The sequence below is a fragment of the Pseudoalteromonas sp. S1610 genome, assembly GCF_005887465.1.
GTDB lineage: Bacteria > Pseudomonadota > Gammaproteobacteria > Enterobacterales > Alteromonadaceae > Pseudoalteromonas > Pseudoalteromonas undina.
On the sequence record NZ_PNDI01000030.1, the window covers coordinates 21,945 to 36,666 of the forward strand.

Below are 14,722 nucleotides of genomic sequence, written 5' to 3' on the forward strand. Positions count from 1 at the left end.
AAAGCAGGTTCGTCTATGGCGTTATATTTATTATTCAGCGTCTGTTTTTGCCGATAATTGCTGTTCAAGTATCGCTACTTTTGCTTCTAATTCAGTTAGCTTTTCACGTGTGCGGATCAGCACTTGGCTTTGAATATCAAACTCTTCACGGCTTACAAAGTCCATTTCGGCAAGCTTGTTTTGTAACACTTGCTTAGTTTTACCTTCAAGTGTATCAGCCAGGTTTTTTACACCTTGTGGCATGTTATTAGTGATCTGTTTCGCAATTTCTTCAAGTTTTGCTGGGTTAATCATAGTCGTCCCTTGCCTGTTGCCTAAAATGATAATAACTAATATTACCTTATTGGCTAGGCGTATTGTAGTGATTACGTTAAAATTGCCCGTCTTTTTGCAATCAGCTGGTCGTTATGAAACTCAATCCTAAACAAGATGAAGCGGTAAAGTACATTAGTGGTCCTTGCTTAGTATTAGCCGGCGCAGGCTCGGGTAAAACGCGAGTTATCACCAACAAAATTGCTTACTTAGTACAGAAATGTGAGTATCAAGCGCGTAATATTGCGGCGGTTACCTTTACCAATAAAGCGGCTAAAGAAATGCGCGAGCGGGTTTTGCAAACCTTGGGAAAACAAGAGTCTAAAGGGTTATGGGTGTCTACTTTTCATACGCTTGGGCTTGAAATCATCAAAAAAGAGTTGAAAACACTGGGTTTTAAACCCGGTTTTTCGTTGTTTGACGACCAAGATACTAATCAATTACTCGGTGATTTAACCGAAGACGAGCTTAAAAAAGACAAAGACTTACTAAACCTACTTAAAATGCAAATTGGTAGCTGGAAGAATGAACTCATTTTACCAGAACAAGCTATTCGCGAAGCCAGAGAGCCGCAAAAGGCATTGTTTGCTCAGTTGTATGCGCGTTACCAAAATCAATTAAGAGCGTATAACGCGCTGGATTTTGATGATTTAATTATGATCCCCACGCTGCTTTTAAGTAGTAATGCCACATCACGTGAGCGATGGCAGCAGCGTTTTCGTTATTTACTGGTGGATGAATATCAAGATACCAATACCAGCCAATATCAATTAGTGAAATTGCTGGTAGGCGAACGAGCACGCTTTACTGTGGTGGGAGATGACGATCAGTCAATTTACTCTTGGCGTGGTGCTCGTCCACAAAACTTGGTGTTATTAAGTAAAGATTACCCTGGGCTTCGATTAATAAAACTAGAACAGAACTATCGTAGTGCTGGGCGCATTCTTAAAGCGGCCAATATCTTAATTGCAAATAACCCCCATGAGTTTGAAAAAAAGCTCTTTAGTGAGTTGGGCTATGGTGAGCAAATTAAAGTCATTGGCTGTCGCGATGAAGAACATGAATCAGAGCGTGTGGTTGCAGAGATTATTTCTCATAAATTTATGAAACGCACCAGCTATAAAGATTACGCTATTTTGTACCGGGGTAACCACCAAGCGCGGGGCTTTGAAAAGTCGTTAATGAGTAACCGAATCCCGTATAAAATTAGTGGTGGAATGTCGTTTTTTTCACGTTCTGAAATTAAAGATATCATGGCTTACTTACGTCTTTTAGTGAATCAAGATGATGACAATGCTTTTTTAAGAATTGTGAATACCCCACGTCGTGAAATTGGTACAGTCACGCTTGAAAAGCTTGGCACCTTAGCTAATGAAAAACACCAAAGCTTATTTGCGACCTGCTTTGATAACGACTTAGGGTACAGACTAAAAGGACGTGGTTTAAATGCACTAGCTGGGTTTGCCCGATGGGTGGTTGAGCTTTCAGATAACGCAGTGCGCAGTGATACACTGGAGGCGGTGAAGGATTTAGTGCGTAATATTAATTACGAAGCTTACTTGTATGAATCATCGCCTAGTGCCAAAGCTGCTGAAATGCGGATGAAAAATGTGTCCGAGCTGTATCGCTGGATAACAGACATGTTAACAGGCGATGCCGATAATCCGCCAATGACACTGGCTGAAGTAGTTAGTAAATTGACCCTTCGGGACATGCTAGAGCGAAACGAAGAAGAAGATGAAGCTGATGCCGTGCAATTATTAACTTTGCATGCCTCAAAAGGACTTGAGTACCCCTATGTATTTATGGTCGGTATGGAAGAAGGATTGTTGCCACACCAAGTAAGCATTGATGAAGACAATGTGGATGAAGAGCGCCGTCTTGCCTATGTAGGTATTACCCGCGCGCAACAAGAGCTGACTTTAACCTATGCTAAAATCCGCCGTCAGTTTGGTGAAACATCACAAACAGAGCTCAGTCGATTTGTGCAAGAGTTACCGCAAGATGACTTAGCCTTTGAAAACAAAAAAGCGCCTAACACCCAAGCTGAACGTATGGAAAAAGGCCAAGCTCGGGTTGCAAATTTAAGAGCAATGCTGAAAAAGCCACAATAAGGTGTGTTTAGCGCTATTTTAATTCTGAGTTTTTAAGTGTAGCTGGTATAGCGCTGGTTAGTGGGTGCTGTTTAGCAACGAATAGGTTTATGCCGTGTTTATCTAAAAGAGCTCTAAAGTTTAATATTGATGGGCCTTTAGCTATCACTTTTATCTGTTTAAGCTTAGTAATAGCCAACACCCCCTGCAACTGTAAATCGTAGCTTTCTTGTTGTAATACTCGTTTACTGAAGGTGGAGCTAAGGAGTAAATAATCACACTCTACTTCAGTCACCAAATTAAGCTCGCATTTGTCTTTTGCGAAATTGTTTAAGCCAATCGAATGACCGAGTTTTTTAAGCTGTTTTAAGTTCTCTAATTGCTGTGCGCTGGCATAACGCAGCTCCTGCTCATCAAACAACAAGCAAAGCTGTTCATTGTTTACCGGTTGTTTTAGTGTCGCTTTTAGTAAAGAAAATTCATGCTCTTCTAACAGTAAACTGGAGCAAGGCAATAGCGCAACGGCTATCTCTGCATTTTGTGCTTGTTGGTAAGCTTGTTGGATGAGTTGTAGTTCAACTTTGGTATGTTGTTCTTTATCATTCGCAAATTTCTTTAAAATATCAAAACTGGTAAAGCCAAGGACTGGGTGTTCACCAAAAGCCTCAAATAACGATGCACTCTGATAATGCTCATCCAAGGTGATAATATCTGAGCTACGAAACGTCATAGGCAATACATCAAGGTGATGCAATGTTTGTGACTCATGTTGCAACATAGGCTCAGTGAGCAGTGGATGAAATAACTCAAAGCGGTTTTTACCTGAATTTTTAGCATAATACATAGCAGCATCGGCGTCGCGAATGATTTCATCGGTATGTTTATAGCTTTGCTTTGAATAGGTTATCCCAATACTGGCGCCACTTTGTACACACACGCCTTTAGTACAAAACGGCTTTTGCATAATTTTTATAATGCGATTGGCAACATCTTCTGCCTGATTTGGCTCAGTTAAATGGGTTAGTAATACTACAAACTCATCTCCGCCTAGACGGGCTAATAAGTCATGCTCACGAATACATTGTGAGAATAGTTTACTAACACTAATTAAAAACTCATCGCCGGCATGATGCCCGAGCTGATCATTGATATCTTTAAACTTATCAAGGTCAATAAACAATACAGCAAAGTGCTCATTTGGATTGCGTTGATAATATTGCAGGGTTTTTTCTAGTTGAGTTAAAAATAAATTCCGATTTGGTAAGCCTGTTAGTGAGTCATGGTGAGCATCGTGATAAAGCTGTTGTTCTATTTTTTTACGTTCATCAATTTGCATTTGCAAATGTAAATTTGCTTGGCTCAATTCTTTAGTTTTTTCATTAACTCGTGAGGCAAGTTCTTGGTGGCTCTTTTTTAGTGCCTGTGAAGCTAATTTTGTTTGTAATACCGTGGCAATTTGATGCGATACAAAGGTGATTAGCTCTGCATCATCATGTGTAAAAAGGTGTTCATTATTATAAGCTTGGCAAACAATTAACCCTATAACGCCTTGCGAAGTTTTTAGCGGAGCGCCTAGCCAGCTGGTGGCTCTCTTGGATTCATCAATTGGTTTTTCACGCTCTACAATGCCACTATTTAATAACTCTTGTGCTCTTTGCGGATGAATTATTTGTGTTTCTTCGGTGCTTATAACCAGTTCACTGTAGCCTTTTGCAAAGCGCCGTGGTTGAGTGCTGCCTTGGAATTCATCGACACTGTAGGGAAAACTGATCCAACCTGATTCTTTATCATACAAGGCAATATAAAGGTTTTTTGCGTAAGTAATGGTTTTTATTATTTCGTGTATTTGAAAATAAGCATCATCTAAATTTTTGGCTTGGGTTGTCAGCTCTGAAATTTTGAATAATATTTGCTGGCGTTGCAGGGCACCTTTTCGCTGTTGTATTTCAACATTTAAAGCGTCATTACTTTGCGTTAATGCTCGGGTTCTTAATTTTACTTCTGATTCGAGTAACTCTCGTTTTTTAACCCGTTCAATTGCGGTGGCTAAATAGAGTGACATGGCCTCAAGCAGGTTTATTTGTTGCGAACTGTAACCTTGTTCTGTGTCGTAACTTTGCGCGGCTAACACACCAATAATGTTTCTTTCTTGATAAACAGGAACGCCTACCCAGTGTTCTGCAGGTGTACCCAATGCTTTAAATAAGCCTTGCTGGGCAGCATCATGCATTTGCTGTTTGGTAAAGTAAGTGGTTTTCCCTTGCTTGAAGACATAACCCGTTGCGCCTTCTTCAAAATTATTATCTCGATTAAGTGGTACTGCAATGCCATCTTTTTCATCAGAAAAATAAGATAATTCTAACTGTTGTGACTGGGGATCAACCAGCACCACATAAAAGCTTTTACTCGGAACATACTTTTGTAAAATGTCATGAATAGCAGGGTAAAGTAAGGTTAGCTCAGCAACAGTACTTGCTTGCTCTGATAATTGTATCAGGGCATTGTGGAGGTGGTAGGCATGTTTGTACTTTTTTAATAGTGCTTTTAGTCGTTTATTTTGGCGCACTACACTATTAGGTACAATAAGTTTATCTTCCAATGATGTTTAACCAGTTATAATTTTTTGTATAGTTATTAATCATTATAGTTCCACTTTTAACATTTTGCGTCAAGTAGATATTTTTCTTAATTATGTAGCTAAAACTCATGAATTAGAAACAAAAAAGGCTTACTAAAACGTAAACCTTTTATTTAAAGCATTTTGACTTGGCTAATTTTAGTTAGCGGTCATGAAATCGATTGCTGCGCTTATTTCATCATCAGAACAATCCATACACGTTCCACGCGGTGGCATGGCATTAAAGCCATTGATCGCATGATCTAATAAGGTGTCTTTTCCTTTAGCGATACGAGGAGCCCAATCGTCAGCTGATTTAGGAGCGCCTAAAGCACCTGTGCCGTGACAAGCAAAACAGGCTGCTTGATATACTTGCTCGCCTGAACGAGGACCTGTTGGTGCAGCAACCGCTACTTTCTCACCTTCAAGGTAAACAGCACCAATAGGCGCTAAACGTTTTTTAATTGCATCTTCAGTCATAGAGTTATCATATGGCTGTGCGTATGCGGTGGTTGCTAGCACAAGTAATGCTGCAGCTGATAGTTTTTTCATTTTGCCTTGCCCACTTCAATTTGAACGTGATCAATCACGATTTTAAATGACGGAATTTAGACCAATTATAACTCCACTCAGTGATTTATAAAATGCTCAGAGTCGATTTTATTTATAAATACGACTAATGATTGTCTTAACTCAATAAATTACCTAAATAAAACGGGATCATTAGACATCTAAATGCGATCAGAACCCTAATAATTAGCTAATGGCCAATACGTTACGTACTAGTTTTTCGATTCCTGCATCGGCATCCATAATTGATTGTGCCAACATATAAGCAGGTGTTGTAACCAGCTTATTATTTTTATCAATAACAATATCATCCACTTTACACTCAATATGCTCAGCGCCTAATGTGGTTAAAGCATCGGCCGTGTCGCTATCATTACCAATAGTGAGCTGTGGTTTATTATAAATGAATGGCAATAAAGCGGGTGCAATACACATATAACCGGTGGCTTTATTTGCTTTTGCAAATGCTTTACAAGCGCTCAGTACTTCGTCATTTACTTTCGCGTTAGTGCCATTAATAGCAAAGTCAGATAAGTTTTTAGCTACACCAAAGCCGCCAGGAATAATTAAAGCGTCAAATTGTGTAATGTCTAATTCAGCGAGTGACTTTATATTGCCACGGGTGATTCGAGCCGATTCCACTAATACATTACGCGACTCTGCCATTTCTTCACCAGTAATGTGATTAAGAGTATGGTACTGCGTAATATCGGGCGCAAAACACTGATATTTCGCGTTGTTTTTTTCAATGTGTAATAAAGTAAGCACTACTTCATTAATTTCACTGCCATCAAATACGCCACAACCTGCTAAAATTACCGCTATATTTTTCATATTATTTTGCTCCATTGAAGTCATTTTAATAAAGTTTAACACGACGAATCAGCCTATCTAAAAATTTATTTGCTGGTTTTTTAGCCGCAAAGTAAGTTGTTATGCGCTATATGCCATTTGATAACTAGTAAGGGTAAAAAAAATTATAAAGGATCGCTATGATCTTTGATCCATTATGCTAGAATGCTCATCCAGTTATTTAAATGGACGTAAATAATCAAAGTGGGTTACAACACCAGTAACGGTTTAAATGCCTTTTCCACATTGATAGAAGAATAATAAAAAAGAACCTCGAATTATCTTTTTTTAAACAAAACAATAAATTACAAACTAATCTAAGCATTTTACTATGTTTCGGATGGATAGTTTGTGGGTGTTATCTACATAGTTATCCACAAGTTGCTAAAAATGTAGCGCTCTTAATCACATTAATTCACAGTCGTTTTATTTACTGCCTTATGGCATGCTTATACTTATATTACTTTTTTGTATTTAGGATCCAATTTTACCATGGCTCAGATCCCCGAAAACCCGCTTATTCTTGTTGATGGCTCTTCATATTTGTTTCGTGCTTATCATTCTCCACCTCATTTAACTAATTCTAAAGGTGAAGCCACTGGCGCCATTTATGGCGTGGTAAACATGTTGAAAAGTTTGATCAAACAATACGATCCTTCACATATGGTAGTGGTGTTTGATGCCAAAGGTAAAACTTTTAGAAATGACATGTACAGCGAGTATAAAGCGAATCGTCCGCCAATGCCTGATGATCTGCGTACCCAAATAGCGCCGCTACATAGCATTATTAAAGCGATGGGCTTTCCATTAATTAGTATTGAAGGTGTAGAAGCCGATGACGTGATTGGAACATTTGCGCGCATTGCTTCTGAGCAACAACGCCATGTACTGGTATCAACTGGTGATAAAGATATGGCACAGTTGGTTAATGAGCATGTCACCTTGATCAATACCATGACCGACAGTATTTCAGATCCCGACACTGTGGTTGAAAAGTTTGGTGTTGGACCTGAACTTATTATTGATTACTTAGCCTTAATGGGCGATAAAGTAGATAATATTCCAGGCGTTGAAGGGTGCGGGCCTAAAACAGCGGTTAAATGGTTACAAAAGTACGGATCGCTTCAGGGCGTAATTGATAATGCTGCTGATATCAAAGGTAAAATAGGTGAAAAGCTTGCAAAAGCGATTGATCATTTACCATTGAGCTATGAGCTTGCCACTATTAAGTGTGATGTGGAGGTTGAATCTGATCTTGATACTTTTAAATTGCAAACACCGAATAAAGACGAATTAATTGCATTATATGGTGAGTGCGAGTTCCGTCGCTGGTTAGCTGAATTACTAGACAATCCAAAAGATGCTGACACACATTTAGCGGTCCCAACCCAAGAGAATGAGCTGCCAAAAGTTGAAGATGCACACTATGAAACGATTTTAACTGAGGCCCAATTTAATACATTGATAGACCAGCTCAATGAAGCTGAGCTATTTGCTTTTGATACTGAAACAACCAGTTTAGAGTATATGAAAGCGCAGTTGGTAGGTATGAGTTTCGCAGTAAAAGCAGGGGAAGCCGCCTACTTACCGGTTGCACATGATTACCCAGGTGCGCCTGAACAGCTCAGCCTTGAATTTGTGATGCAAAAGCTTGGGCCAATATTAGCTGACGAAAATAAAGCTAAAGTTGGTCAAAACTTAAAATACGATAAAAGTGTGCTTGCCAATGCTGGCTATGAATTAAATGGTATTAAGTTTGATACTATGTTGGAGTCTTATGTTTTTAACAGCGTAGGTACTCGTCATGATATGGACTCATTAGCACTTAAATATTTAGGCCACAAAAATATTAGCTTTGAAGACATTGCTGGTAAAGGTAAAAAGCAGCTCACGTTCAATCAAATCGAACTTGAAAAAGCGGCGCCTTATGCCGCAGAAGATGCCGATATTACTTTGCGTTTACACCAAGTACTATGGCCGAAACTTGAAGCGGATGAAAAGCTTAAATCGGTGTTTGAAAATATAGAAATGCCACTAGTAAGCGTTATTTCTGACATTGAGCGCACCGGTGTTGCTATCGACAGCAATATGTTGGCCACTCATAGCCAACGCTTAGGTGAACGATTACTTGAGCTTGAAAAAGAAGCGTTTGAAATCGCAGGCGAACCGTTTAACTTAAGCTCGCCAAAGCAATTACAAGTACTGTTATTTGAAAAGCTAGAATTGCCCGTTATCAAAAAAACACCCAAAGGCGCGCCTTCTACAGCAGAAGAAGTACTGCAAGAATTAGCACACGATTACCCATTGCCTAAAGTGATTATTGAGCATCGCGGTTTATCTAAGCTTAAATCAACTTACACAGATAAATTGCCACTGATCGTGAATGAGCAAACCAAGCGTGTGCATACTTCTTATCATCAAGCGGTAACAGCAACGGGTCGATTAAGTTCAAGCGATCCTAACCTACAAAATATTCCTATTCGTTCAGAAGAAGGGCGCCGTATTCGTGAAGCCTTTATTGCTGCTGATGGATATAAAATTGTGGCGGCCGATTACAGCCAAATAGAGCTGCGTATTATGGCGCATCTTTCACAAGATAAAGGGTTGCTCAATGCCTTTGCAAATGGCTTAGATGTGCATAGCGCTACAGCTGCTGAGGTATTTGGAGTTGAGCTTGAAGAGGTTACATCTGATATGCGCCGTAAAGCTAAAGCCGTTAACTTTGGCTTAATTTATGGCATGTCGGCATTTGGTCTGGCACGTCAACTTGATGTACCACGCCATGAAGCGCAGCATTATATTGATAAATATTTTGAGCGTTTCCCTGGTGTTTTAGAATACATGGAAACGACCCGTGAAAAAGCAGCAGAAAATGGTTACGTAGAAACTATTTTTGGCCGCCGCTTACATTTACCAGAAATAAATGCCCGCAATGGAGCACGCCGCAAAGGCGCTGAGCGCGCAGCAATTAATGCCCCTATGCAAGGCACTGCTGCCGATATTATTAAAAAAGCCATGTTAACAGTACATGCATGGGTTAACCAGCAAGCGCCTAATACGGTTAAGTTACTTATGCAGGTACACGATGAATTGGTATTTGAGATTAAAACAGAGTGCACTGAGCAATACACTCAGCAAATTTGTGAGCTGATGTCACAAGCGGCACAGCTAGATGTGCCACTTATAGTTGAAGCTGACGAAGGTGATAACTGGGAACAAGCGCACTAATTTGGTATGCCAAGGATGCCTTGTCTTAGGTAAACACAACAGTTAAAAAGAATTATTTAAAAGCGCCAATAGGCGCTTTTCTTTTAGCTTGCAGGTTAAAAAAAAGTTAAATTAAACAGCAGTTTGTATTAAATCGTTAGAGGTTCATCAATTCGCTTCGAATATCGATAATATGCTTGTATTTTTACGCTTGCTTTTGGTAAAGTGCCGCCCGTCCTCATCCTGTAGGACATCCTGTTGATGATGCATCGTAAGATGCAACGTATTGATAGCTTCTCCCCAGTTTGCTATATCGGCCTATCATATATTTGATGGGCCGTTTTTTTATAGCTTTACTCCAAAGCGTTAAATTTATTCTCTAATTGCACTTAGCGTTTCAAGTGATACCATCAGTTTACTGTGCGTTTTCTTTTTAACTCAGCGTATTAGTGATTTTCAATTTGACTGATCAAAGTATTATTTTTTCGGGTATAAATCTTTTATTTTAGGAGTGCATTATGTTTAAAACGTTAGCTGTAGCAGGTTTATCTTTATCATGTTTACTAGTTTCAGGTGTTGCATCGGCAAACTGGCAGTTACTCAACGATAAAAGCCAATTAAGTTTTGTCTCAATTAAAAAAAATAGCATTGCTGAGGCAAGCCATTTTACTCAGTTATCAGGGCAATTGAGTGAGCAAGGTCAGTTTAGCGTAAATGTTGATTTAACCTCAGCTGAAACGTTTATTCCTATTCGTAACGAGCGCCTAAGCAAAATTTTGTTTGAATCTGACACTTTTGCAAATGCAGTATTAACCGCTGACTTATCTGATAAATTGTCACTTATTAAGCAGCCTGGGCAGTACGTATTAAAAGGTGTTAGCGCCGAGCTAGACTTTCACGGTCATAAAAAGCCACTTGCAGTTGATGTACTTGTTAGTAGTGCGGAAAACGGGGATTTAAGCGTTGCATCATTTACACCTATCATTATTAATAGCGATGACTTTAAAGTCACCGAAGGGATAATGCAGTTACAAAAACTAGCCGGCTTACCTTCGATTGCTACTGCGGTACCGATTACTTTTGCACTGACCTTTAAAAAACAGTGATTTCTCTTAACGAACTTAGTAAGCAACTAAGCGAGCCAAGTAAACCTTTTGAACAATGGCAGCCTGCTCATTGCGGGCAATTGCCACTGCTGATTGACGAGCAAGGTAAATGGTTTTATGCGGGTAGTGAAATTACCCGCCAAGCCATGATAAAACTGTTTGCTAGTGTGTTGTGCCGCGAAGATGGACAGTTTTATTTAAAAACGCCAGTAGAGAAAATTGCGATTGAGGCTAAGGATGCGCCATTTATTATTGTAAGTTGGCATCGTGAGTCGACATCTGATGGCGATGTTATTTGTTGTATTGATAATCTACAGCGTACCTGGCTACTAAGTCGTGCTGAGCCGCTATATATTAATAATTACAAAGGCGCTGCAGTGCCTTATATGCAATTACCCTATGGTTGTTTTGCGCGAGTTGCCAGAAATGTGTTTTATCAGTGGGCTGAAATAGCCGAAACAGATGAGCTCGGCTATTTTATTACCTCCGCGAATGAGCGGTTTTATTTAGGGTAATTACTCTGTGTCAGCAGGTGGAATTGCTACGATTGGACCTAAGTACCACTCATCTAACTTTTTAGCGACTTCTGGTAAGCCTGTGCCTTTAAGTGATGAAAATGCATGAACTGTTATATCGCCATCTAATTCACTCAATTCACGACGAACACTAAGTACCTGTGATTTACGTGGACCTTGCTTGAGCTTATCTGCTTTAGTTAATAGTGCCAATACTGGAATTTCACTACCTACAGCCCAATTAATTAAATCGCGGTCTAAATCTTTTAATGGATGACGAATATCCATTAACACCACAATACCTTTTAAGCTTTGACGTTTTTGTAGGTATTCGCCTAGCGACTTTTGCCATTTCTTTTTCATTTCAATTGGCACTTTCGCAAAACCATAACCTGGTAAGTCAATTAGGCGCATGTCATCGACATCGGCAAGTTCAAATGTGTTGATCAGCTGAGTACGGCCAGGTGTTTTACTAGTACGTGCTAACTTTTGATCGGTAAGGGCATTAAGCGCACTTGATTTACCTGCATTTGAGCGACCGGCAAACGCGACTTCAATTCCCGTATCAGCAGGTAATTTAGTGATGTCTGGCGCGCTTGTAACAAAAGACGCAGTGTTATACTTGATACGAGATTTGAGCACAGGCTCTCCTAAAACTAAAAAAAATAACATTGGGTAAACCAAATTCACCCGTGGCGCGTATTTTATACTATAAAGTAGCTATTAAAAAGTGTATTTGAGCATGTAAAACCGTTGCTGATGGTACATTTTAACTGGCTTAGCGATTAATTTTACTCAAAACCCTATAATTTATAGGTTTAATGTGTGTAGAAAACGTGCCAGAGAATTTAATATCGTGTAGAATATAAAAATCACAACATCCATATTGTAGATGATACAGGGTCGGAAACAGAGAATTCACCATGAAAAAAATAGCACTATCTTTAACTATATTGCTTGGTGCGTTGTCAGCAAGCAACGCAACAGCATTTGATGGCGATGTAAACGCAGGTAAAGAAAAATCAGCAACGTGTGCGGCTTGTCACGGCCCAGACGGTAATGCGCCGGTTAACATCTACCCAAAAATTGCAGGCCAACACGCAGATTACATATATAAGCAACTTACTGAATTTAAATTAGGTATGACTTCGGGCGGTAAAGAAGGTCGAATGAATCCAGTAATGAGCGGTATGGCAATGCCATTGAGCGATCAAGATATGAAAGACTTATCTGCTTATTTTGCTTCTTTGAATATGTCTGAAGGTGCTACACCTAAAGATGTTCAAGAAACAGGCGCTATGTTGTACAAAGCGGGTGACGCTGAACGCGGAATTCCATCATGTGCGGCTTGTCATGGTCCACGTGGTAATGGCTCTTCATTAGCTAAATTCCCAAAAATTTCTTTTCAACATCCAGAATACATCAAGTCACAACTTGAACAGTTCAGAGATGGCACTCGTAATAACGACCTAAATGGTGTTATGCAAGATATTGCTCAGAAATTAACTGATAAAGACATTGAAACATTATCTAAATACCTTGGCGGCCTACACTAAAGTCGTATTTATTTAGATATTGTTAACATAATACAATGTTAAGTAGACAAAAAGCAGCCTTGGCTGCTTTTTTTGTTTCTGCAATGACCGATAAAGCCCCTTTACTTGTAAGACATTGACCATACTCTATTGTAAGAAAAGTCTCATTTTATTTTTGTTTTTCAATTTAACTTATTGTAATTTATGATTTTTAACGTCTTTTGTTATGTTTTACATAAGAAAAAAGATATAAATTAGTTGTAACAAAATTATTAACGAGTAAATTAACCCCTGTCGCAACAATAATAACAAATAGGAAAACGTTATAAGGATCGTAGCGCGGCACGACTGAATAGCACATTGAGAGTGCTACTAAAGGAAATAACAAAAAAGTGTCAGGAAAGACCGAAAATAATAAAAACTCATGGAAGTTTAATAATAAAAACAAAATGGAATGCTACACGGAAGATAAATAATAATAATACGGATAAAGAAATAATAATAAAAATAATAAAGACTAAAAAGTCGAAGGGAGAAGTGTCCATATAATGGCGCTCAGATTAGCAGGCGGTAGAGATGTTTTCTCTACCGCCTTTTTATTTGTCCTGTTACAATACCCCCGTTTAAAAAAAGCATCTAAATATGCTTTGGCGTATATAGAGAAACCCAACCTCTAAAACGCAAACCGAATTCTTCTGGCTAGGCCAGCATCGCGATGCCCATTGAGTTGCGCCTCGCTCAAAACCTCTTAAGTGAGACGATCAAGATATGAGTAGAAAGAAAAAGTCACGTAAAATTCCATCAAATGGACCCGTTCGTTTAAGCCAAGATAAGCTTAAAGAAATGCGTGCATTGAAAGAGCAACGTGTAAAGAAAACCAAAGGCGCTAAGCCTGGTTCACGTAATGCACCTGATGTATTGAGTAATGACACTCAAAAAACAGGTTCGGCTGCTAAAGACAAACGTGTTGGTAGTAAAAAAGCAGTACCATTAGTTGCCCCAGCCGCTGAACCAAAAGTCGAAATGAAACGTAACCTTAAGCCTGTAGCAGAGCTTAAAAAGGCGATTGAGCCTGAGTTAACGCCTGAGCAAGAATTAGAGGCGCTTGAAAATGATGAGCGCTTGCTTAAATTAGTTGAGCGTCATGAGCAAGGTGAAATGCTAACGGGTAAAGATGCTAAATACTTTAATAGCCGTATAGCGCGTCACCAAGTGCTGTGTAAGTTATTAGGCATTGAAGATGAAGAAGAATTTGAAGATGACTTCAGTGATGAAGAAAGTAATTCAGATTTTGATCAATACCTATCAAACGACCTAGCTAATGAATGGCTAGATGACGACGAAGATAAGTAATAAGGATACGCAATGAGTACAGCAGTGATCTTAGCCTTAGTTGTAGGTGCTGCTATTATAGCGGGCTTGGCATTTTATGCGGGTCAGTTGCTCTACAAGCTAAATGTGCAAAAAAAGCTAATTAGCAAACAACAGGCAGAGCAACAGCAAAAACTTAAGCAGTCGCGTTTAAAACGTAATGCAAAGCTAGCCGATAGTATTCATTTAATTGCACGTGCGATGAATGAAAAGCAATGTGATTACTCTGAGGGCTGTTTACGTATTTGGGTGCTGATGTCGCAATATAGTTTTGATACTGAGCGTGACTTAACAACTGCATACCCAGGCATTTATAAAATGTACGACGTGGTAAAAGAAATGCCAACTCACGATTCGCGCAAAAAGTACGCTAAAAAAGAAATTTTTAAGCAAGATACCGCACGCTGGCGCGCAGAAGAATCACTGAGTGATGAAATTGAAGCTGACTGTAAAAAAATTATTGTTGAGTTTAAAGCAGCCCAAGGCAGCGAAAACGTGGTTTTTAACTAGCACTTAAATTTTACAGCATAAAAAAAGCAGACCT

At 39.2% G+C, this 14,722-nt stretch carries 12 protein-coding genes; 7 read left to right on the forward strand and 5 right to left on the reverse strand.

The features are described 5' to 3' along the window. Positions 1-30: 30 nt before the first annotated feature. Positions 31-294, reverse strand: coding sequence for a ubiquinone biosynthesis accessory factor UbiK (ubiK, locus tag CWB77_RS12050; RefSeq protein WP_008112735.1), 264 nt, complete (start codon positions 292-294; stop codon positions 31-33). 113 nt (positions 295-407) lie between these two features. Here ubiK and rep point away from each other — a divergent pair, with 113 nt between their 5' ends. Then, positions 408-2,426 (forward strand): DNA helicase Rep, encoded by a 2,019-nt coding sequence (rep, locus tag CWB77_RS12055; protein WP_010390360.1) that lies wholly within the window; start codon positions 408-410, stop codon positions 2,424-2,426. Between the two features lie 13 nt (positions 2,427-2,439). Here the strand turns inward: rep and CWB77_RS12060 are convergent, their stop codons facing one another. The 3 genes from CWB77_RS12060 to elbB form a co-directional block, all read right to left on the reverse strand. Continuing rightward, a complete protein-coding gene (locus CWB77_RS12060) occupies positions 2,440-5,004 on the reverse strand; it encodes a bifunctional diguanylate cyclase/phosphodiesterase (protein WP_055012279.1) in 2,565 nt (854 codons plus the stop codon). Between the two features lie 177 nt (positions 5,005-5,181). Then, positions 5,182-5,574: a c-type cytochrome gene (locus CWB77_RS12065; protein ID WP_008112730.1), complete on the reverse strand. Its 393-nt coding sequence runs from the start codon at positions 5,572-5,574 to the stop codon at positions 5,182-5,184. 204 nt (positions 5,575-5,778) lie between these two features. Continuing rightward, positions 5,779-6,426, reverse strand: coding sequence for an isoprenoid biosynthesis glyoxalase ElbB (gene elbB / locus CWB77_RS12070; protein WP_010390362.1), 648 nt, complete (start codon positions 6,424-6,426; stop codon positions 5,779-5,781). A gap of 510 nt (positions 6,427-6,936) precedes the next feature. On the opposite strand from elbB, the gene polA reads away from it, so the two are divergent. The 3 genes from polA to CWB77_RS12085 all read left to right on the forward strand — a co-directional run bounded on the left by polA (position 6,937) and on the right by CWB77_RS12085 (position 11,272). Further along, positions 6,937-9,672, forward strand: a complete 2,736-nt coding sequence (gene polA, locus CWB77_RS12075; RefSeq protein WP_138622895.1) for a DNA polymerase I — start codon at positions 6,937-6,939, stop codon at positions 9,670-9,672. Between the two features lie 497 nt (positions 9,673-10,169). Then, positions 10,170-10,757: a YceI family protein gene (locus CWB77_RS12080; RefSeq protein WP_138622897.1), complete on the forward strand. Its 588-nt coding sequence runs from the start codon at positions 10,170-10,172 to the stop codon at positions 10,755-10,757. Next, positions 10,754-11,272, forward strand: coding sequence for a DUF1285 domain-containing protein (locus CWB77_RS12085; RefSeq protein ID WP_138622899.1), 519 nt, complete (start codon positions 10,754-10,756; stop codon positions 11,270-11,272). The genes CWB77_RS12080 and CWB77_RS12085 overlap by 4 nt, the downstream gene beginning before the upstream one ends. Here CWB77_RS12085 and yihA read toward each other — a convergent pair whose 3' ends face one another. Next, entirely contained in the window at positions 11,273-11,914 is a 642-nt protein-coding gene (yihA, locus tag CWB77_RS12090) for a ribosome biogenesis GTP-binding protein YihA/YsxC (protein ID WP_041709727.1), read from the reverse strand. It lies immediately after the preceding gene. 281 nt (positions 11,915-12,195) lie between these two features. Here yihA and CWB77_RS12095 point away from each other — a divergent pair, with 281 nt between their 5' ends. The 3 genes from CWB77_RS12095 to CWB77_RS12105 all read left to right on the forward strand — a co-directional run bounded on the left by CWB77_RS12095 (position 12,196) and on the right by CWB77_RS12105 (position 14,688). After that, positions 12,196-12,828 (forward strand): c-type cytochrome, encoded by a 633-nt coding sequence (locus CWB77_RS12095; protein WP_010390373.1) that lies wholly within the window; start codon positions 12,196-12,198, stop codon positions 12,826-12,828. A 747-nt stretch (positions 12,829-13,575) separates the two neighbouring features. After that, positions 13,576-14,160: a Der GTPase-activating protein YihI gene (yihI, locus tag CWB77_RS12100; protein WP_138622901.1), complete on the forward strand. Its 585-nt coding sequence runs from the start codon at positions 13,576-13,578 to the stop codon at positions 14,158-14,160. Positions 14,161-14,172: 12 nt separating this feature from the next. Further along, positions 14,173-14,688 (forward strand): DUF2489 domain-containing protein, encoded by a 516-nt coding sequence (locus tag CWB77_RS12105; RefSeq protein ID WP_010390378.1) that lies wholly within the window; start codon positions 14,173-14,175, stop codon positions 14,686-14,688. Positions 14,689-14,722 lie beyond the last annotated feature (34 nt).

Excerpts from the sequence above, each read along its gene's own strand:
- ubiK (WP_008112735.1), bottom strand. The coding sequence starts at position 294 with ATGATTAACCCAGCAAAACTTGAAGAAATTGCGAAACAGATCACTAAT.
- rep (WP_010390360.1), top strand. The coding sequence starts at position 408 with ATGAAACTCAATCCTAAACAAGATGAAGCGGTAAAGTACATTAGTGGT.
- CWB77_RS12065 (WP_008112730.1), bottom strand. The coding sequence starts at position 5,574 with ATGAAAAAACTATCAGCTGCAGCATTACTTGTGCTAGCAACCACCGCA.
- elbB (WP_010390362.1), bottom strand. The coding sequence starts at position 6,426 with ATGAAAAATATAGCGGTAATTTTAGCAGGTTGTGGCGTATTTGATGGC.
- polA (WP_138622895.1), top strand. The coding sequence starts at position 6,937 with ATGGCTCAGATCCCCGAAAACCCGCTTATTCTTGTTGATGGCTCTTCA.
- CWB77_RS12080 (WP_138622897.1), top strand. The coding sequence starts at position 10,170 with ATGTTTAAAACGTTAGCTGTAGCAGGTTTATCTTTATCATGTTTACTA.
- CWB77_RS12095 (WP_010390373.1), top strand. The coding sequence starts at position 12,196 with ATGAAAAAAATAGCACTATCTTTAACTATATTGCTTGGTGCGTTGTCA.
- yihI (WP_138622901.1), top strand. The coding sequence starts at position 13,576 with ATGAGTAGAAAGAAAAAGTCACGTAAAATTCCATCAAATGGACCCGTT.
- CWB77_RS12105 (WP_010390378.1), top strand. The coding sequence starts at position 14,173 with ATGAGTACAGCAGTGATCTTAGCCTTAGTTGTAGGTGCTGCTATTATA.